The sequence below is a fragment of the Neisseria sp. CCUG12390 genome (assembly GCF_047837985.1).
Lineage (GTDB): Bacteria > Pseudomonadota > Gammaproteobacteria > Burkholderiales > Neisseriaceae > Neisseria.
Map to the genome: position 1 here is coordinate 1,070,786 of NZ_CP181244.1, position 18,841 is coordinate 1,089,626.

An 18,841-nucleotide genomic window follows, 5' to 3' on the forward strand; every position below is an offset into this window, starting at 1 on the left:
CAAAGCTAATCGGTTATAATGCAGCACTTCTCATTTCTTTCAGACGGCCTGCATTCGGAAAGGCCGTCTGAAACGTTCTTTAACAACATTGGAAACGTGAAAACGTTGCGCTTGGTGCGGGAGCGGTTGCTGCGCATCAGGCGGTATTGTACCCGATTTAGAAAGAAACCCATGAACCCGATTTTAAATACTGCTTTTAAAGCCGCCCGTCGTGCCGGCCAGATGATGATCCGCGCCGGCGGCAATCTGGATACGGTCAAAATCGACAGCAAAGCCTTCAACGATTTCGTTTCCAATGTTGACCGCGAATCGGAAATGATTCTGGTGGACGCATTGAAAGAAGCTTACCCTCATCACAAAATCACCTGCGAGGAGAGCGGCTCTCACGGAAAAAGCAATGCCGAATACGAATGGACTATCGATCCGTTGGACGGCACCACCAATTTCCTGCACGGACATCCCCAATATGCAATTTCAATGGCGCTGCTGCACAAAGGCGTGTTGCAGGAGGCTTTGGTTTACGCGCCGGAGCGCAACGATTTGTACATGGCCTCACGCGGCAAAGGCGCATTGCTGAACGACCGCCGTATCCGTGTTTCCAACCGCATCGAATTGAACCGCTGCTTAATCGGTACGGGTTTTCCGGTGGTTGACCAAAGCATGATGGACAAATACCTGGCCATCTTGAAAGATTTCCTGTCGAAAACCGCAGGAGGCCGGCGCGAAGGCGCGGCTTCCCTGGATTTGTGCGCCGTGGCCTGCGGCAGATTGGACGGTTTTTTTGAATTTAACCTGAAGCCGTGGGATATTGCCGCGGGTGCGCTGATTGTGCAGGAAGCGGGCGGTATCGTAACGGATATGAAAGGTAACGAAAGCTGGCTGGACAACGGCGACATCGTTGCGGGTAATCCCAAGATATTGGCACAAATGCTCAAGATTATTGCAGCGCATCAGTAATGATACAAAGACGAAGAGGCCGTTTCAGACGGCCTCTCCATGATAAGAATCGGTATCGTTTCTTGGCCGTTACTAAAGGTTCCGGTTCTTTATAGTGGGAATTATATATAGTCACTTTACTGACAGTGCGAGAAAATGTGTACTTTGAGTCGCATATTGTGACCTTTTATCTGAGAAATGATGAGAAACGTTAAATATACTGATATGCTATATACATGAACAGGCTCTCTACCATTTCAATGATAAGAACTTTTTTGAGCTTATTGCAAACACATATACGGATACACTTGTTGTGAATCATATGCGCCCCTTTTTCCTTCATCTCATATCATGTCGACCGCATTGCTTCGGGTTTGTGAGAAAATTTTCCTTATTTTCGATTGTCTGCATGATATACGCGCAAACTGTTTTTGCGCATGATCTTAAAGATATTCTGAAAGCATCTCTGCTTTCCGATCCGACCGTGCTGGAAGCAAAAGCCACGGAAGAATCCGCTAAAAGCACCACCAAAGCCACACGGGCAGGGCATTATCCGGTTTTGACTTTGACCGGTGTCCAAGTATTGGCCGAAAAAAACCGCGATTCCAGTGATGACATGGATGGTGGCTTGGGTGTCCGTGGGACGCTCAACCTGTATTCCTGGGGGGGAATCGAAGCAGCTGTCCGCCGCGATAAAAGCAAAGAAAAGTATTACAAATACAAATACTTCGAAACCCAAGAGCAATTGGGCAGCGAAGTCGGCAAGCTGTATCTGACTGCTCTGCGTGCTAAAGAAATGCTGCTTGTTAACCAGCAAAGCCTGTTTCGTCACAATAATCTGTTAAAAGATTTGAATGTGATTGTGAAATACGACAGCGGACGCCGTTCCGAGCTGATTGAAGCCCGTGCGCGTCAATTACAGGTTGAAACGACTATTTCGCAACAACGCCGTACGATGGAATTGGCATTGAGCCGTTTGTCACGCTATACCGGTAAGAAAATGACGGCTGCCGACCTGACTGATCCGTTCCGTAGCGATACTGCGGCAAGTTTGGTTCAGAGCTATCATAATCCGGATAAAAACATCAATCCGTCTTATCAGGCTCAAATCGCTGAACAGGACAGTGTGAAAGCAGAGTTGGATGTTTCCAAGTCCCAACGTCTGCCGGCTATCAATTTGGAAGGTAATGCAACAGGCGATACCAAGCAATTATATCTGAATGTGGCTTGGAATGTGCTGGACGTCGCAGCACGTCATAACGTACAGAAAAATGCCCATGCGCTGATTGCCGCCGAGTCCAAATCCGAACAAATCCTGCGTGATGTCAATGAAAAAGCGCAAACTGCCGAAATCGACATGAGACAGAGCGAGCAGCGTGCGGAGATTACCGCGCAACATATTGCAGCGCAAAAAGATGTGGTGAAAACATACGAATTGCAATTCAGAATTGCCCGTCGCACGCTGACCGATGTATTGGGCGCCTATACGGAGCTATCGAGAATCGAGCAGGAAAACATTACTGCGCACAATGATTTCCGTGATGCGGCTTTGGAATACCTTGTTACGCAGTCGCAAGTGGCCAATTGGGCCGGTGTGCAGCAATAACGTCAGAAAACTTATTTATTACGTGAATCCATCATTATGAAAGCTATTATCGAACATGTTGCATTAGTGACCCGCTTATTGGGGGCGCCTGTGTCGGAAGCAGCACTCTCGGCAGAGGTTGTGCGGGATAAGAAACTGAATGTCAACTACCATTCTCTTACTGAAGTATTGCGAAGCCACGGCTTTGAAAATACTTTATCCAAACGCAGCCTTGATGATATTCCTTCCCTGGCGGTTCCTGTGCTGATTATTTTGCACAATGAAGAAGCTGCCGTGATTACTCATATCGAAGGTGCAGGCAAAGAGCGGAAGTATCAGATCCGTCAAGTCGACGGCTTGGAGCAAGAGCTGGATCACGAACAATTGTCGGTTCTGTATTTGGGCTACTGCTGGTTTATCAAACCGAAAATGGTGTCGGATACTCGCTCGGAACTACCTGAATACCATTTGCCCAAAGCATGGTTCTGGAAAGTAATTTGGCGTTTCCGCGGTTATTATTACCAAGTGATTTTGGCTACGTTCATTATCAACTTTTTAGCATTGGTCAGTTCGTTATATGTGATGAATGTTTACGACCGCGTAATCCCCAATCAAGCTTATGAAACGTTATGGGTGTTAAGCATCGGTGTGGTGTTGGCGATTACTTTCGAATTTGCCGCTAAAATGATTCGCGGCCACTTGACCGATATCGCAGGTAAAAAGGCCGACTTGATTATCAGCTCGGCATTGTTCCGTCGAGTCATGGCATTGCGATTGGCAGACCGTCCGGCTTCGTCGGGTTCATATGCCAACAACCTGCGCGAATTTGAATCTGTTCGTGAGTTTATGACAAGTGCCAGTCTGCTGACATTGGTAGACTTGCCGTTTTTGTTGCTGTTCATTACGGTAATCGGCATTGTCGGCGGTAAATTGGCTTTGGTACCTTTAACCATTATTCCAATTGTAGTGATTGTGGGTTTTTTGGTGCAACGTCCGCTTTCGCGATATATCAATGAATCAATGAAAGAAAGTTCGCAGCGCTCGGGTTTGGCAGTAGAGGCAATCGAAGGCATTGAAACACTTAAAACCAATAACGCAACTTCTTGGGCGCAGCAGCGTTGGGACGAATATACTGCCAAAACATCTGCTTCTTCGATTAAGGTAAAAGACACCAGTAATTTTATGGTTAATTTTGCAGTAGGTATGCAGCAGTTGAATACCGTGTTTTTGGTTCTGGTCGGTACATATCTGATCCATGCTGAGAATACTGCCGACCGAATCACTATGGGTGCGCTGATCGCTTCGGTCATCTTATCCGGTCGGGCATTAGCACCTTTGGCACAAATTGCCGGTTTGGCAACCCGCTTCCAGCAGGCAAAGTTGGCGTTGCAAGGCATTAATGAAATTGTGGCCCGTCCGATTGAGCGCAGCCCGGAGCGTAAATATATTACATTGGATAATGTCCAGGGTGCGATTACCTTTGAAAACGTATCGTTCAAATACCAAGATGATGCCAATGCAGCGGTAAGCGATTTGCGCGTTACCATCAAACCGGGTGAGAAAGTCGGTATTTTAGGACGTATCGGCAGCGGCAAAAGTACCATGCTGAAATTAGCCAGCGGCCTCTACGATACCGAAAAAGGCAATGTAACCTTGGATGGCGTCGATATGCGCCAGTTGGATCCGAATTTCCTGCGTAACCAAGTGGTTTTATTGAGCCAAGCACCGCGTTTGTTTTTGGGTACATTGCGTGAAAACATGGATTTGGCACGAACCGACGGTTACTCTACCGACCAAGACTTGCTGACTGCTTTGAAACGTTTCGGTTTGGATAAAATCATCCGCAGTCATCCGCGCGGTTTAGACATGCCTTTGGGTGAAGACGGTTTGGGTTTGTCGGGCGGTCAAAAGCAGATTATCGCCTTGGCCCGCATGACCTTGCGTGACCCGAAAGTCGTTTTGCTGGACGAGCCGACGACCAGTCTCGACCAAGCGACCGAACGTATGGCTTTGAATGCGATCGCTCAATGGGGTAAAGACCGTACTATGGTATTGGTAACGCACCGTCCGCAAGTTCTGCAAATCGTCAACCGCATTATCGTGATGGACAACGGTAAGGTTGTGATGGATGGCCCACGCGACCTGGTTCTGCAAAATCTGATGCAGAGCGAGCAAAGCAAAAACAAAGCGGCGCAAACCGGTAATATACCGGCACGTCAGGTAAGCACGAATATCCAAGTGGCAGCGCAGGCTTCGGCCAATCAGCCATAAATACCGGTTAACATAATAAAAAGGTTTCAGACGGCCTTTAATAAAACACCCCATTGAGGTTCATCATTATGAGTAGTGAAAACAATGTCAAGCATAAGGATTTGCATTTAATCAATGATTTGAATGCAGCTTTGCAAAAAGAAAAACACAGCGGGCAATTTTGGGTCATTATTCTGTTTTTTCTGTTTTTGGTGGTCTTTGTGATTTGGGCGTATAACAGCCCGATTGAAGAAGTTACCCGCGGGAACGGTAATGTGATTCCGAGCAGCCGCGAGCAGGTGATCCAAAGTTTGGATCCGGGCATTATTACCGAGATTTCTGTCAAAGAAGGCGATATTGTCGAAAAAGGCCAAATTCTGTTGAAATTGGACGATACGCGCAGTTCGGCCGTATTGCGTGAAAGCGAAGCCAAAGTAGCGAACTTGGAAGCTATGGTCGCCCGTTTGAAGGCAGAGGCATACAATACGGCGCTGACTTTCCCCAAAGGCATCAGCAACGAATTGCGTGCGCGTGAGCAGGCGGCTTACAATGCCCGCCGTCGCGCCGTGACCGATGCGATTCAGAGTCTGAGTTTGAGCAAAGCGACGTTGGACAAAGAAATCGAAATCACTGCTCCGATGGTGGCGCAAGGAGTTGTTTCAGAAGTAGAGTTGTTGCGTATGCAGCGTCAATCGAGCGAACTGACTTTGCAGATTGCCGAGCGCCGCAACCGTTATATGGCAGATGCCAACAATGAATTGGTACAGGCCGAATCCGAATTGGCGCAAGCTAAAGAAAACACGGCGATGCGTGCCGATCCGGTAGAGCGTTCACAAATCCGTGCACCCATGCGCGGTATTGTGAAAGATATTCAAATCAACACCGTGGGCGGCGTGGTAAATGTCGGCCAAGACATTATGCAGATCGTGCCCTTAGATGACAAGTTGCTGGTCGAGGCTTATATCCGTCCGCAAGACGTGGCTTTTATGAGTCCGGGTTTGCCGGCGGTCGTAAAAATCAGTGCGTATGATTATGCGATTTACGGCGGCTTAGACGGTAAAGTAACTTTAATCAGCCCCGATACCGTCAGCAATTCTATGCAAAACCGAGCCAACGATTTGAAGCTGGATCCGAACCAAGTGTATTACCGTATCCTGGTGCAAACCGACAGCAACAGCTTGAAGGATAAAAACGGTAAGGAAATGCCGATTATTCCGGGTATGGTAGCGACGGTGGATGTGAAAACCGGTGAGAAAACCGTATTCCAATACTTGATTAAACCGATTACCCGTATGAAACAGGCTATGACCGAACGTTGATGCGTGCAGATAGATATGTGATGGATAAAGGCCGTCTGAAAATATTTTCAGACGGCCTTGCTTTATGATTCAAATGGTTAACTGTTCCAATAAGGCCTGTTTGAGTGCGAATTGTTTTTTCGGGTTGTCCAAGTCCTCGCTGTATACGGTGAAGCTGTCTTCTACTCGTTCGTCCAAAGTCGTGATTTTTGCATACCGCAGGCTGACGTTGTGGTTAAAGAACACATCGGCCATATCTGCCAGCAGGTAGGCGCGGTTTACGGCGACCACTTCTACGGTAAACCAGCCCGGATAATCTTCTTCCTGCGTGATGGTCACTTGAGGGGGAATTGCCATGTATAGGCTGCGACGGCTCAAGCGGTAATCGTAGTTTTGGTTCTCCAGCACGGTGTAGCCATGAATGAAGCTGTTTAATTCCGCTTCTAAGGCACTTTGGATGTTAGGATAATAATCCGGATCATGGTGTGACGGAATCTGCACGATAAAAGTGTCAAGAATGTAGTTGTGTTCGGTAATGAAAACACGTGCGGCCAGAATATCAAATCCGTGGCGGCTGAAAATACGGCACAAGCGTGGAAAAAGTCTTGGTCCGTTGGGCATGAAAATCATGACTTGGAACGAATTGCTTTTGGGCAGAATACGGCTGCGTATCAGCGGTGTTTCAAAATCATGCGCCAAATTGGCGGTATGCCACAGCACTTCCCGCGTCTGATGGCGGATAAAATAAGTCGAACCCAATATCTTCCATAATTTTTGCTGCTGTTTTTCCGGCGTGCCGGTTCGGGTCAGCAAATCTGCGGCTTTCTGCTGCCGGCGGTTTAAGAGTGCGGTGGTATTGTAACCGTTACCTGCCAAATAACGGCTGGCGGCATGAAACAGGCTTTCCAGCAGGCTGCTGCGCCATGTGCTCCATAATTTCGGATTGGTTCCCCGGATGTCGGCTACCGTGAGCAGATAGAGTGCGGCCAACCGTTCGTGTGTTTTTATCTGTTCGCAAAACGCACGGATGATTTCAGGATCCTGAATATCTTCTTTTTGCGCAACGGTGGACATCAATAAATGATGCTCGACCAGCCATGCCAGCAATTCGCCTTCTTCTTGGCTGAGAAAATGGTCGTCTGAAAAATTCTTAGCGTCTTCGATGCCTTGAATCGAATGATCGCCGCCCCGTCCTTTGGCAATGTCATGGAAAAATGCGGCCAAATAGAGAATGTATTTTTTATCAAAGGATTGCATCAAGACCGAGGCAAAAGGGAGTTCGTGGCTGTGACTGTCCAATGCCAGGCGGCGCATATTGTGTACCACCGCTAAAATATGATCGTCTACCGGATAAACGTGAAACAAATCATGCTGCATTAAGCCGACGATTTTCTCCCATGCCGGCAGATAATGACCGAGCACGCCGTATAGGTTCAAGAAACGCAATACATGGGTCAGGCCGTTTCCGTTGCGGAAAAAGCCGACAAAATAGCGGCGGTTGGTCGGGTTTTTATAAAACTGATCATTCATTTTGCGTGTTGCCGCCCACCAGGCACGCAGGGTTTGCGGTTCGATGGCATTGATGTCGTTGCGGCTTTGCCAAATTTGAATGATTTTAAAGATGTTGGTCGGCTGTTTGGCAAAAATGGATTTATCCCGTGCAGCAATTTGACTGTTGATCTGCACATAATCATCATCAATGCGCAAAGTAACGTGCATAGGATCGGAATAAACACGACCTTGCAGCATGGGTAGCAAAATACCGTTCAATTGGTTGATGCTTTTGACCGCCCGGTAAAAATTGTGCATTAACCGTTCGGTTTTTTGACGGTAATCTTCATTTGTCCAGCCCATACTTTCCGCAACTTGCGCCTGCAGGTCGAAAATCAGGCGGTCTTCGGCACGTTTGGCACATAAGTGCAGATGGATGCGGATGGTAGCAAGTTGCTTGTGTCCGTGTGTCAACATGCGGGCTTCCTGGCGCGTCAAAATACCTTCGCCGATGAGTGCGGAAAGCCGGGTATCAAGCCCTTGTGCTTTGGCAATCCAAAGCATGGTATGAATGTCGCGCAAGCCGCCCGTACAGGTTTTGATGTTAGGCTCCAAAACGGCTCCCGAACCTTGGGATTTGGTATGCCGCTGTTTCATTTCCAGCAATTTGGCTTCGATAAAAGTGGAAATGTCGCGCTGTTTGTTCATACGGACGATAGTATGCCGTGCCAAATCTTCATTACCGCATAAAAAGCGCGCTTCCAAAAAAGCGGTATCACCGGTGATTTCGTCTTCAATGCTCTCGCATAATTGCGCAATGCTGCCGCTTTTGACAGACGGCGTCAGTTTCATGTCCCACAAGGTCTGTACAAAATTCGTGATCTGCTCCCTATGGCCGTCTGAAATTTTTTCAGGCGAGACGATGGCCAAATCAATATCGGAATAAGGATAAAGCTCATTTCGGCCGTAACCGCCGGTTGCCAGCAGGCACATGCTGCTGTCCGCCATGAACTCTTGCCAAACCAGGCGCAAGAGCTTATCGACTGCTGCACCATATTGTGCAAAAAAAACCATCGGCTGGTTTTTGCACAAAAAAGTATCCATTGCGGCTTGTTTTTCTCCCATAAAGCTTTCGCGCATGGTTTGAAAGGGGGCGGACATATTCGTTCCTTATTACAGATGTTTCAGACGGCATCATCTCGGACTGGCAAGAAGTATTATATTTCTTCAACCTCATTTTTTGGGGCGTATATAGCCGTTGAAACGTCAGGTTCGATTGGGAGTTTGTGAAAGTATCGGCCTATTGCGGCTTATCTGCCATTAAATTCAACAGTTGTTGCGGAGGCAGCAACAGTTGGTAAGCAGAGACACCTAAGGCCGCTGCCATTTTTTCGATGTTCGACAGAGCAATATTCCAGCGTTTGCGTTCGACAGCGGAAACGTAAGTACGGTCAAGACCGCATTGGCGGGCAAGCTCTTCTTGCGACCAGCCTTTATTTACACGGAACAGGCGCATATTGTACGCAAGCACGGCACGCAAATCCTTTTCGTCGGGCAGCTCTTTCGGTAGGGTTAATTTATTACTCACGGTTTATCCTTTGTGTTTGTTACCACGGATTTTAATTCACCTTGGCGTAGAATAAAAGCCAAAAAAAAGGGGTGGCAAACTTGGCCACACCCAAACACACACACATCAAGAGGAAAGAGATAAAAGGTAATGAAAGCAAACGGTTTCGGCTTAAATCAGCCGCTACCTGAATTCGATGAGTGAATTATAAATGAAAACGATTTTTAGGTTTTGATTCAAATCAATTTCACCCTGATTTCCGTCAATTAAAAATCCGCGGTTTCGTGAACCTTGCCCCCATCCTTACCGGGTCAGAATCGGTGGTTCGGCTTATTGATAAAAGAGTGTTTTCAAAGAAAATATCATCCCCATTATCAGGCCTGTCCCCGGTAACGGGATGATTTGTTCCGCCGGGGCGTATAAAAGTTTCAAACCATATTTCATTTTTATAAAACCGGGAATGTCAGCATTGTTGGTTTGGGAGGAGTCTAAAAATTATCTGATTCGAATGTTACAGGTACTTCAGGCCGTCTGAAAAACACATCATTCTGTTCGCGGTTTTCAGGCGGCCTGTTATGTGGCATTGGTCAGAGCCTAGACGGATTAACCAATCTTCGCCTTCACCAACTCCTGCACCTGCCCCGGATTGGCCTTGCCTTTGCTGGCTTTCATCACCTGGCCGACAATCGCGTTCAGGGCTTTTTCGTTGCCGGCTTTGAACTGCTCCACCGCTTTGGCGTTGTTGGCCAGCACCTCGTCCACCATCGCCTCAATCGCGCCGGTGTCGGTAATCTGCACCAAGCCGTGTTTCTCGATAATCTCGGCGATGCCCGCTTCGGGTTCGGCCCACATGGCTTCGAAGGCTTTTTTCGCCAGCTTGCTGCTCAGGGTGCCGTCTGAAATTTTGCCCACCAGTTCGGCCAGGCGCGGCGCGGTAATCGGGCTTTCAGACAGGCCTAAGCCTTCTTTGTTTAGCGTGGCGGCCAGTTCGCCGTTCATCCAGTTTGCCACCAGTTTACCCTGTCCGCTGGCTTTGGCCGCGTCTTCAAAGAAAGCGGCCTGAACGCGGCTGGCGGTCAGCAGGCGCGCATCGTAGTCGCTCACGCCGTAGTCGGCCACGAAACGCTGCGCCATTTCAGACGGCAGTTCGGGCATTTCGTCTTTGGCTTTCTGCAACTGGCCGTCTGAAATAATCACGGGCAGCAGGTCGGGGTCGGGGAAGTAGCGGTAGTCGTGCGCGTCTTCCTTCAGGCGCATCACACGGGTTTCTCCCTTGTCGGGGTCGAACAGCATGGTCGCCTGCTGCACCTTGCCGCCGTCTTCCAGAATTTCAATCTGGCTTTCCACTTCGTAATTAATCGCCTGCTCCAAAAAGCGGAACGAATTCAAATTCTTAATCTCGCGGCGCGTGCCGAATTCAGATTGGCCTTTGGGGCGCACCGACACGTTCGCATCGATGCGGAACGAACCCTCGGCCATATTGCCGTCGCAAATGTCCAGCCAGGTAACCAAACCGTGCAGGGCTTTGGCATAGGCCACCGCTTCGGCGGCGGAACGCAATTCCGGCTCGGACACCACTTCCAACAGCGGCGTACCCGCACGGTTCAGGTCGATGCCCGTCGCACCGTCCAATCCCTCGTGCACCGATTTGCCCGCATCCTCTTCCATGTGCGCGCGGGTAACGTTGATGGTTTTCACCTCGTCGCCCACCACGATTTCCAGCTTGCCGTGCTCCACAATCGGCAGAGCCAACTGGCTGATTTGATAGCCTTTCGGCAGGTCGGGGTAAAAATAGTTTTTGCGGTCGAACACGTTTTTCTGATTGATTTTGGCATTCATCGCCAAACCGAGTTTCACCGCTTTTTCAACCACTTCGCGGTTCATTACCGGCAATACGCCCGGCAAAGCACATTCCACCACACTAGCATGCGCGTTCGGCTCGGCACCGAAAGCGGTGGAAGCACCGCTGAAAATTTTGGATTTGGTGTTCAGTTGGACATGGATTTCCAGTCCGATTACGGTTTCCCAGGTCATAGGGGGTCTTTCAAAACAATAAACTGTTAAACGGATATATAGCCTAATCGGTGTAATTCTTGTTGCAGATTACGGCACCATTCAGGCAATTTTTCTGTAAGGAGAAACAGATTTTTTGCATTTAAGAAAAAAATCATATGCGGTTTATCTGTGGAATTATCGTAAACCAAAACTTCATCGCAAAACGGCAAAGCTTCTAAAAGATGTGCTTGGCTGACCTTATAGCGTTGGCGGATAGTGTTTTCATCAATAGGATGACCTCCCGACTTCACCCTCGCCGCGACACGGGCCAAATTGATGCTAACGTGGTTTACCGCCACATAATTCAGCCGGACATAAAAGCCTTGTATCTTTGCCGTCTGAATACGCTGCAAAATGGAATTTCCCGATAAAGTGGATTCCATAGAAAAAGAAATCCGGTTATTTATAGCGAACCGAAACAATTTTACAGCTTCTCTGCCGGCTTCAAAATCTGCCTGTCTCGGCGCAGAAGGATTGATTTGCGCCGCGATGTTATCGGAATCAATCACGATTTGCACCGTATCTTGATTAAACGAACGAAGCGTCGACTTTCCCGCTCCGTTCGTGCCGCAATAAAAAACGGCTAAATTATTGTGCGGCATAACGGATAACTTTTTCTTCCCCATTCGGATAATGCTCAACCAAATCACCGTTTTCACGCTCAAAGGTCAGCACTTCGCGTTGCTTTTTATCATTCATCCACGCTTCAAAGATGACATGCAGTCGCCGTTGCTGCTCCAGCAATTCTTCGCGTTTGGTCATTTTTCGTTCCTTTCTCCAACTTCAGGCCGTCTGGAAAATTTCTCAGACGCACATAAACTCACGTTGAGCCATCATTTTTTATTACCTGCCGCATTTCTATAAACCGTAGTTTTGCTTAAATATCTGATAACTTTCCTGTAAACGTTTACCGTAAAGATTGTTTCCTGAAAGTGTAATCATTAAATAGGATTGCGCGCGAGTCATGGCAACATACAGCAATCTGGTATTTTCTATTTCTTGCCTTTGGTTTTTATGTTCCAATGCATGTATACCCATCAACATAACCCTTTGAAATTCTAATCCTTTGCTACTGTGCATCGTACAAACGGTTACAGCTTCCTCGTCAGGACGATATTTTTTACGGTTATGACTTTGCTGAAGGGCAATATGATTGATATTTTTGCGTTTCAATAATGCGCAAACATCATCGCATTGTTCTTTCTTATAACAAATGATGGCGATATCAGACAAAGGAATGCCATCTTGTTCCAGCCATTTTTTCAGACGGCCTTCTAGAAAATCCAATTCATCCTGCCATGATGCACATTGGCGGATATAGGGTGAAATGCCATTTACACCTGCCGCTTCCGGCTCAACCAAGGGAATTTGGTCTTCATCAGTGCTTTCGCGCGGCTGCATTTTGTTTTGCGCAAATAGATAAGCAAAACCGATGATTTCTTTGGTGTTCCGATAATTCAAACGTAAAACGGTAGTCCGTCCTTGCGCCTTGATTCCGACGCTTGCCAAACTGAAACCGAGATTTTTACCGTTTTTATAAATTGCTTGGGCATCGTCATAAAGTAACAACAGATGATTACTGTTTTTATCCAAAACATAGGTTGCCAACCGCAGCCAATCAGGATCGGTAAAATCATGCCCTTCGTCTATCAATACCGCATCATAGAGATTTTCGGGCAGCCTATTTTCATACATGGCCGTTAGCACCGTTATCAGAGTTTGCTCGTAATACGGTAATTTTCTGTACTTTTCAGCAACGGCCAAATCATAGGTTTTGCATAAATAACCGCACCACTCATGAAAATGATGTACCCTGACTTTATCTGCCAATCCTTTATGTTCAATGATGCTTCTCAACTTTGCAGCCAACACGATGTTGTAACACAATACCAAAACAGGTTTGTCGCATTGCTTGGCCAAATGTTCGCAGCGCATGGTCAAAATCAAGGTTTTTCCGGAGCCAGCCACCCCGTGGATAACACGGTGCCCGCCGCCCATGCTCCGGGCAAGCTGTTCTTGCTGGATATCCATAATTTTGATGATATCGGGCGCCGAAATGGGTTTGGGCAGAGAAGGTGCTTCTGTGGTTTCTGATAATGTTTCCGGATTGTTTTTGGGTTCCGACTCATCAAATAATTCTTGCTGTTCGGGAAAATTCAAGCGAATTTCAGGAAAAAGATGCCAACGGATTAAATTGACTTGCTCCTGATTTAATCTACAGCCAAAATCATAAGGAAACATGGCCGCCAGCCGCATCCTAACCAGCTCTTTATCCTGCCCGCTTTTCAAATCATCTTTATACAGAGTATTTGTGCGCGGCATCAATATATCCAAGCGCGAACTGTCTTTGGTTATACTACTGATTTCAGCATGGGAAAACTGTGTAAAGACAACCCCTTGTCCGTAAGGTACCATCAGACGGCCTTGATAATCACCATCCTGATGTTGAAGACGTTTTTCGGCAGACAACAAATGCATAATGTGTTGAACATACCCGCGTGCCTGTTCCAAAGGGTGTTTTTCAGTTTTCAGAATGCCGTCTATTTCCAAATCACACGTGGTTTTATTCATTCGGCGCAGAATACGCAGATGCCAATCTTTCACTTCCAGGCACAGCAAACCTTTGTTCGGAATCAATACCAGAAAATCGGCATACAACCTTTTCTTCCCCGTCGGTACATTGCACCAAACGATACAGTCGTCATCCAAATATTCCTGTAAGAACTTAGCAACTTTTCGTTCCCCTGCGGTTGCCATGTTATTTAAAACAGATTGAGTAAGTTCGGGCACAAATTTAGCCATAATTATTTTTATATAAAATTTATTGATCTAGAAATTAATGCCGTCTGAAAACTTTTTCAGACAGGCATTTGTCGGTTTCAGACGGCCTTTCCTTTTACACTGGCGATTTGACATGCCAACCGCTCTCCAACTGCATCTGATGCGCCGCGCCTAAAATCCTGGCTTCGCTGAAATAGTTGCCGATGAGCTGCACGCCGATGGGCAGGCCGTCTGAACTGAAGCCTGCGGGCAGGGTCAGGGCGGGGAGGCCGGCGAGGTTGACGGCGATGGTGTAGATGTCGGACAGGTAGGCCTGCACGGGGTCGTGGTTCAGTTCGCCGAGTTTCGGCGCGGCTGTGGGGGCGGTGGGGGCGAGTATCAGGTCGCATCGGGCGAAGGCCGTCTGAAAATCGTTGGCGACGAGGCGGCGCAGTTTTTGGGCTTTCAGGTAATAAGCGTCGTAATATCCGTGGCTGAGTACATAGGTGCCGATCATGATGCGGCGTTTGACTTCGCTGCCGAAGCCTTCGGCGCGGGTGTTGGCATACATTTCATCCAAGTCGCCGAATTTTTCCGCGCGGTGGCCGTAGCGCACGCCGTCGTAGCGCGAGAGGTTGGTGCTGGCTTCGGCGGAGGCGAGGACGTAGTAGGCGGGGATGGACAGTTCGGTTTGCGGCAGGGAAACTTCTACCAATTCGGCACCTTGCGCCTGCAACAGGGCTTTGGCGTTTTCCAAGGCCGTCTGAACGTCGGCGCTGTTGCTGGCGGTGAAGTATTCTTTGGGCAGGCCGATTTTCAGGCCTTTGAGCGGGCTGTTCAGGTCGCGGGTATAGTCTTCTTTTTCGCGCTCGAGGCTGGTGGAGTCGCGTTCGTCGAAACCGGCCATGGCGTTCAACAAAATCGCACAGTCTTCGGCGGTTTGCGCCATCGGACCGGCTTGGTCGAAGCTGGAAGCGTAGGCGACCATGCCGAAGCGGGACACGGTGCCGTAGGTGGGTTTGATGCCGGTGATGCCGCAATGCGAGGCGGGCTGGCGGATGGAGCCGCCGGTGTCGGAACCGAGCGCGGCGGGTGCGAGGCGCGCGGCGACGACGGCTGCGGAACCGCCCGACGAGCCGCCGGGTACGCGTTCAAGGTTCCACGGGTTTTTGGTCGCGCCGTAGAACGAGGTTTCGTTGGTGGAACCCATGGCGAATTCGTCCATATTGGTGCGGCCGAGCGTTACCATGCCTGCGTCGAGCAGGTTTTGCACGACGGTGGCGGTGTAGGGCGCGGTGAAGTTATCGAGCATTTTGGACGAACAGGCGGTGCGCCAGCCGGTTTGGCAGAAAATGTCTTTGTAGGCGACGGGTACACCCGTGAGCAGGCCGCCTTTGCCCTGCGCGATGCGCTCGTCGGCGGCGCGGGCTTCGGCCAGAGTCAGGTCTTTGTCTAAGGTGATGTAGCCGTTGAGGGCAGGGTTTTGGGCGTCGATGGCGGCAAGGTATTCCTGCGCGAGTTCGACGGCGGAGGTTTGCTTGGTTTGCAATAACTCGGAACTTTGTTTCAACGTGTAAACGGGCATATTGTTCTCTGTTTATTAAAATTTTGAGACGGTTAAAAATTTCAGGCTGCCTTGAGGCGAATCAGGCAGCGGGTTTGGGAAATCGGCGGTAGTTTGGTTTAATGGGTAAATTCCGGCATTAGGCTCGGATGAAACAGTCGCAGTTTTTTGTCGGTCTGAAGTTTTAATATCTTACCGAAATTCTTGCTGAATGCACACCGCTGAATGCGAATTTGTGTCTGATTTTGCCGCAGGTACATGTTCTTTCATTGTTTCTCCTGCGGTTTGGCTGCGGTGTTGCGGGATTTTCAAATCCAATCGATTGTTCATAAAAAATGACACCTTTCCAAGTCGGCGGCATCCGGTTTGGAAAGGTGTGGTTTGGTTTTCAGACGGCCTTTGGCCGAATGTATTGTTTAGATTTTAGATACGGCTTCGTCTGCCAACTTAAACAATACGGAAAACGTACTGCCTTGACCCGGTTCGCTTTCCACTTCGATTTTCGTATCGTGTTCGGCCAAAGCATGTTTGGCGATGGCTAAGCCCAAACCGGTGCCGCCGCTTTGGCGGGAGCGGCTGGTATCGACGCGGTAGAAGCGTTCGGTCAGTCGCGGGATGTGTTCGGGGGCGATGCCGGTGCCGGTGTCGCTGACGCTGAAGCGGGCGTGGTGCTCCCCCTCTTTTCGCAGGGAAATATGGACTTTGCCGCCCGGCGGCGTATAGCGCACGGCGTTGAAGGCGATGTTGCTCAATGCGCTGTACAGCATGGGTTGAATGCCTAGTATCTGTAATTCCGGTTCGATTTGTTCGGTAATTTCGTGATGGCCGTCTGAAAAGGTTTTGGTGCTTTCAAACAGTTGCCGGCTCAAAAGGCTCAGGCTGATGAGGTCTTTGTTTTGCTCTTGGTGATGCTGGCTTTCCAGTTTGGAGAGCGTCAGCAAGTCATTGAGCAAATCAAGCATGCGGCTGCCTTCTTTCTGCATCAGCTGAATGAATTGCTGCCGCTGCTCGTCGGGCAGGTCGGGCATGTCGCGCATGGTTTCCAAAAAGCCGTTGATGACGGTCAGCGGTGTGCGCAATTCGTGCGAGACGTTGGCGACAAAGCTGGTGTGGCTGGCCTGAACCTGTTCGATGGTGCTGACGTCTTGGCTGATGATCATTTGGGTGTTTTTTTCAAACGGGCAGCGGGTAATCAGCAGCGTGCGCGGAATCGGGTGGTTTTGCGGAATCGCCAAGCGGATTTGCTTTTGTTCGCTTTGTTCCATAAAAGCATGGAATTCCGGCAGGCGGATGAGGTTGAGCAGGATGCCGTTGCGGTCGCGTTCGCGGTTGAGGTTGAAATGGGTGGCGGAAAGGCGGTTTTGCCATTCGATGCGCATTTCTTTGTCCAAAATCATGACGCCGGTGGGCAGGGCTTCGGCGGCACGGTTGAACCGCATCAGCGCGTTTCTCAGTTTGCGCTTTTGTTTGCGGCGGTTGCGGCTTTGTTTGAGCAGGGTGGCGAATACTTCGTCCCAAATACCGCTGGCGAAGGGTATCGATTCCGGCTCCGGATTTTTCAGCCAGTCGAGCAGCTTGTACATCTGCCGGATGTGCAATAAGGTGATGAAGCTGAGCGTAGCGAAGGCGGCAATAAGCGCGCCGGACACGCCCTGAAAGAACAGTCCGGCGGCTGCGGCAAACAGAATGCCGAGAATGGAGGGAATCAGATAGGTAAGTTTATTCATTGTCGTTGCCGAAACGGTAGCCGCCGCCGCGGACGGTTTGGACCAGGTGGGCGAGTCGGGCTTTTTCCAGGCCTTGGCGCAAACGGCGGATGTGTACGTCAACGGTGCGCTCTTCGATGAAGACGTGGTCGCCCCAAATCATGTCGAGCAGTTGGCTGCGGCTGTAAAGGCGGTTGGGGTGTGCCATGAAAAAGTGCAGGATTTTGAATTCGCTCGGGTTGAGCTGCAGTTCGATGCCGTCGGTGGTGCTGACTTTGCGGTTTTCCGCATCGAGGCGGATACCGAAAACTTCCAAAATCTGTTTGCTTTTCTGCGGGGCGATGCGGCGCAGCAGGGCGTTGATGCGGGCGATGAGTTCGCGCGGGGAAAAAGGTTTGGTGATGTAGTCGTCGGCACCGATGTTCAGGCCGAGTTCTTTGTCGCTCTCTTCGCTGCGGGCGGTGAGCATGATGATGGGCAGGTTTTGCGTACGGGTTTGGCCGCGCAGTTGTTGGATGTATTCGACGCCGGAAACGTCGGGCAGCATATAGTCCATCAGGATAAGGTCGGGCAATTCGTTTTTCAGCAGCTTTTCGGCTTCGCTCACGCGCTCGGCGGTGGCGACGCGGTAACCGGCGGCTTCGAGGTTGAAACGGATCAGGGTGGCAATCGCAGGCTCGTCTTCTACAATCAGGATATAGGCGGACATGTTTTTCTCTCTCGTTTGGGTTGCGCTCAGGTTTCAGACGGCCTTGTGACGGCATGGCAACGTGATGCAACATTGTTTTCGTCAGGCCGTCTGAAAAATTCACTCCCGTTTTCAGACGGCCTACAAGGGCAAGGGGCGGATACGGTTTCCGGTCAGCCGAACTTGCCGGTGATGTAGTCTTCGGTTTCCTTTTTGGAGGGCTTGGTAAAGATGGTTTTGGTATCGCCCACTTCAACCATCTCGCCCAAATACATATAAGCCGTGATGTCGGAAACGCGGGCGGCCTGCTGCATGTTGTGCGTCACGATGGCGATGGTGTAGTCGTGTTTCAACTCGGTGACCAGTTCTTCGATGTAGGCGGTCGAGATCGGATCGAGCGCGGATGTCGGTTCGTCGAGCAGCAAAACTTCCGGTTTGGTGGCAATCGCGCGGGCGATGCACAAACGCTGCTGCTGGCCGCCCGATAAGGAATTGCCGCTTTGCTTGAGCTTGTCTTTTACTTCGCCCCACAAAGCCGATTTGTTCAATGCCCATTCTACACGGTCGTCCAACTCGCTGCGACTGAGTTTTTCATACAGTTTTACCCCGAACGCGATGTTATCGTAAATCGACATCGGAAACGGCGTCGGTTTTTGGAACACCATGCCGACTTTGGCGCGGAGTAGGTTCAAATCGACGTTTTTATCGAAGATGTTGCGGCCGTCGAGCAAAACTTCGCCTTCCCCACGGTTGCCGGGGTAGAGGTCGTGCATGCGGTTGAGCGCGCGCAGCAGGGTGGATTTGCCGCAGCCCGACGGGCCGATGAAGGCGGTCACCTGTTTTTCCGGAATTTCTAAATTGATGTTTTTCAACGCATGGAACGAGCCATAATAAAAGTTGAAGTCTTTCGTCACGATTTTGGCGTTCATTTGGTTTCCTTG

14 protein-coding genes are annotated in these 18,841 nt (G+C 49.5%); 4 read left to right on the plus strand and 10 right to left on the minus strand.

Annotated features, from left to right (window positions below):
• Nucleotides 1-171: 171 nt before the first annotated feature.
• The 4 genes from ACM67E_RS05045 (at nt 172) to ACM67E_RS05060 (ending at nt 6,090) form a co-directional block, all read left to right on the plus strand.
• Complete coding sequence (locus ACM67E_RS05045; RefSeq protein WP_416192522.1) at nt 172-957, plus strand: inositol monophosphatase family protein; 786 nt, start codon at nt 172-174, stop codon at nt 955-957.
• Between the two features lie 388 nt (nt 958-1,345).
• Nucleotides 1,346-2,542, plus strand: coding sequence for a TolC family protein (locus ACM67E_RS05050; protein ID WP_416192523.1), 1,197 nt, complete (start codon nt 1,346-1,348; stop codon nt 2,540-2,542).
• Nucleotides 2,543-2,578: 36 nt separating this feature from the next.
• Nucleotides 2,579-4,792 carry a type I secretion system permease/ATPase gene (locus ACM67E_RS05055; RefSeq protein WP_416192524.1) on the plus strand — a complete coding sequence of 738 codons (2,214 nt, stop codon included), beginning with the start codon at nt 2,579-2,581 and terminating at the stop codon, nt 4,790-4,792.
• Nucleotides 4,793-4,860: 68 nt separating this feature from the next.
• The gene (locus ACM67E_RS05060; protein ID WP_416192525.1) at nt 4,861-6,090 is read left to right on the plus strand and encodes an HlyD family type I secretion periplasmic adaptor subunit; all 1,230 of its coding nucleotides are present in this window, start codon (nt 4,861-4,863) and stop codon (nt 6,088-6,090) included.
• Between the two features lie 69 nt (nt 6,091-6,159).
• On the opposite strand, the gene glnD is transcribed toward ACM67E_RS05060, so the two are convergent.
• From glnD to pstB, 10 genes are all read right to left on the minus strand, one after another.
• Nucleotides 6,160-8,721 (minus strand): [protein-PII] uridylyltransferase, encoded by a 2,562-nt coding sequence (gene glnD / locus ACM67E_RS05065; RefSeq protein ID WP_416192526.1) that lies wholly within the window; start codon nt 8,719-8,721, stop codon nt 6,160-6,162.
• A 139-nt stretch (nt 8,722-8,860) separates the two neighbouring features.
• Entirely contained in the window at nt 8,861-9,148 is a 288-nt protein-coding gene (locus ACM67E_RS05070; RefSeq protein ID WP_416192527.1) for a helix-turn-helix domain-containing protein, read from the minus strand.
• Between the two features lie 582 nt (nt 9,149-9,730).
• Complete coding sequence (gatB, locus tag ACM67E_RS05075) at nt 9,731-11,161, minus strand: Asp-tRNA(Asn)/Glu-tRNA(Gln) amidotransferase subunit GatB (RefSeq protein WP_416192528.1); 1,431 nt, start codon at nt 11,159-11,161, stop codon at nt 9,731-9,733.
• Nucleotides 11,162-11,187: 26 nt separating this feature from the next.
• The gene (locus tag ACM67E_RS05080; protein WP_416192529.1) at nt 11,188-11,784 is read right to left on the minus strand and encodes a zeta toxin family protein; all 597 of its coding nucleotides are present in this window, start codon (nt 11,782-11,784) and stop codon (nt 11,188-11,190) included.
• Nucleotides 11,771-11,944, minus strand: coding sequence for a hypothetical protein (locus ACM67E_RS05085; protein ID WP_198344801.1), 174 nt, complete (start codon nt 11,942-11,944; stop codon nt 11,771-11,773). The genes ACM67E_RS05080 and ACM67E_RS05085 overlap by 14 nt, the downstream gene beginning before the upstream one ends.
• Nucleotides 11,945-12,040: 96 nt before the next feature.
• Nucleotides 12,041-13,984 carry a 3'-5' exonuclease gene (locus tag ACM67E_RS05090; RefSeq protein WP_416192530.1) on the minus strand — a complete coding sequence of 648 codons (1,944 nt, stop codon included), beginning with the start codon at nt 13,982-13,984 and terminating at the stop codon, nt 12,041-12,043.
• Between the two features lie 94 nt (nt 13,985-14,078).
• The gene (gatA, locus tag ACM67E_RS05095) at nt 14,079-15,527 is read right to left on the minus strand and encodes an Asp-tRNA(Asn)/Glu-tRNA(Gln) amidotransferase subunit GatA (RefSeq protein ID WP_416192531.1); all 1,449 of its coding nucleotides are present in this window, start codon (nt 15,525-15,527) and stop codon (nt 14,079-14,081) included.
• A 395-nt stretch (nt 15,528-15,922) separates the two neighbouring features.
• Nucleotides 15,923-17,233, minus strand: a complete 1,311-nt coding sequence (gene phoR, locus ACM67E_RS05100; RefSeq protein ID WP_416192532.1) for a phosphate regulon sensor histidine kinase PhoR — start codon at nt 17,231-17,233, stop codon at nt 15,923-15,925.
• Nucleotides 17,226-17,921 (minus strand): phosphate regulon transcriptional regulator PhoB, encoded by a 696-nt coding sequence (gene phoB / locus ACM67E_RS05105; protein ID WP_416192533.1) that lies wholly within the window; start codon nt 17,919-17,921, stop codon nt 17,226-17,228. The genes phoR and phoB overlap by 8 nt, the downstream gene beginning before the upstream one ends.
• Before the next feature lie 152 nt (nt 17,922-18,073).
• Nucleotides 18,074-18,829 (minus strand): phosphate ABC transporter ATP-binding protein PstB, encoded by a 756-nt coding sequence (pstB, locus tag ACM67E_RS05110; protein WP_416192534.1) that lies wholly within the window; start codon nt 18,827-18,829, stop codon nt 18,074-18,076.
• Between the last annotated feature and the right edge of the window lie 12 nt (nt 18,830-18,841).

Bases quoted from the DNA above. Each gene is read 5' to 3' on its own strand.
- ACM67E_RS05045 (WP_416192522.1), top strand. From the start codon at position 172: ATGAACCCGATTTTAAATACTGCTTTTAAAGCCGCCCGTCGTGCCGGC.
- ACM67E_RS05050 (WP_416192523.1), top strand. From the start codon at position 1,346: ATGATATACGCGCAAACTGTTTTTGCGCATGATCTTAAAGATATTCTG.
- ACM67E_RS05055 (WP_416192524.1), top strand. From the start codon at position 2,579: ATGAAAGCTATTATCGAACATGTTGCATTAGTGACCCGCTTATTGGGG.
- ACM67E_RS05060 (WP_416192525.1), top strand. From the start codon at position 4,861: ATGAGTAGTGAAAACAATGTCAAGCATAAGGATTTGCATTTAATCAAT.
- glnD (WP_416192526.1), bottom strand. From the start codon at position 8,721: ATGTCCGCCCCCTTTCAAACCATGCGCGAAAGCTTTATGGGAGAAAAA.
- gatB (WP_416192528.1), bottom strand. From the start codon at position 11,161: ATGACCTGGGAAACCGTAATCGGACTGGAAATCCATGTCCAACTGAAC.
- ACM67E_RS05080 (WP_416192529.1), bottom strand. From the start codon at position 11,784: ATGCCGCACAATAATTTAGCCGTTTTTTATTGCGGCACGAACGGAGCG.
- ACM67E_RS05085 (WP_198344801.1), bottom strand. From the start codon at position 11,944: ATGACCAAACGCGAAGAATTGCTGGAGCAGCAACGGCGACTGCATGTC.
- ACM67E_RS05090 (WP_416192530.1), bottom strand. From the start codon at position 13,984: ATGGCTAAATTTGTGCCCGAACTTACTCAATCTGTTTTAAATAACATG.
- gatA (WP_416192531.1), bottom strand. From the start codon at position 15,527: ATGCCCGTTTACACGTTGAAACAAAGTTCCGAGTTATTGCAAACCAAG.
- phoR (WP_416192532.1), bottom strand. From the start codon at position 17,233: ATGAATAAACTTACCTATCTGATTCCCTCCATTCTCGGCATTCTGTTT.
- phoB (WP_416192533.1), bottom strand. From the start codon at position 17,921: ATGTCCGCCTATATCCTGATTGTAGAAGACGAGCCTGCGATTGCCACC.
- pstB (WP_416192534.1), bottom strand. From the start codon at position 18,829: ATGAACGCCAAAATCGTGACGAAAGACTTCAACTTTTATTATGGCTCG.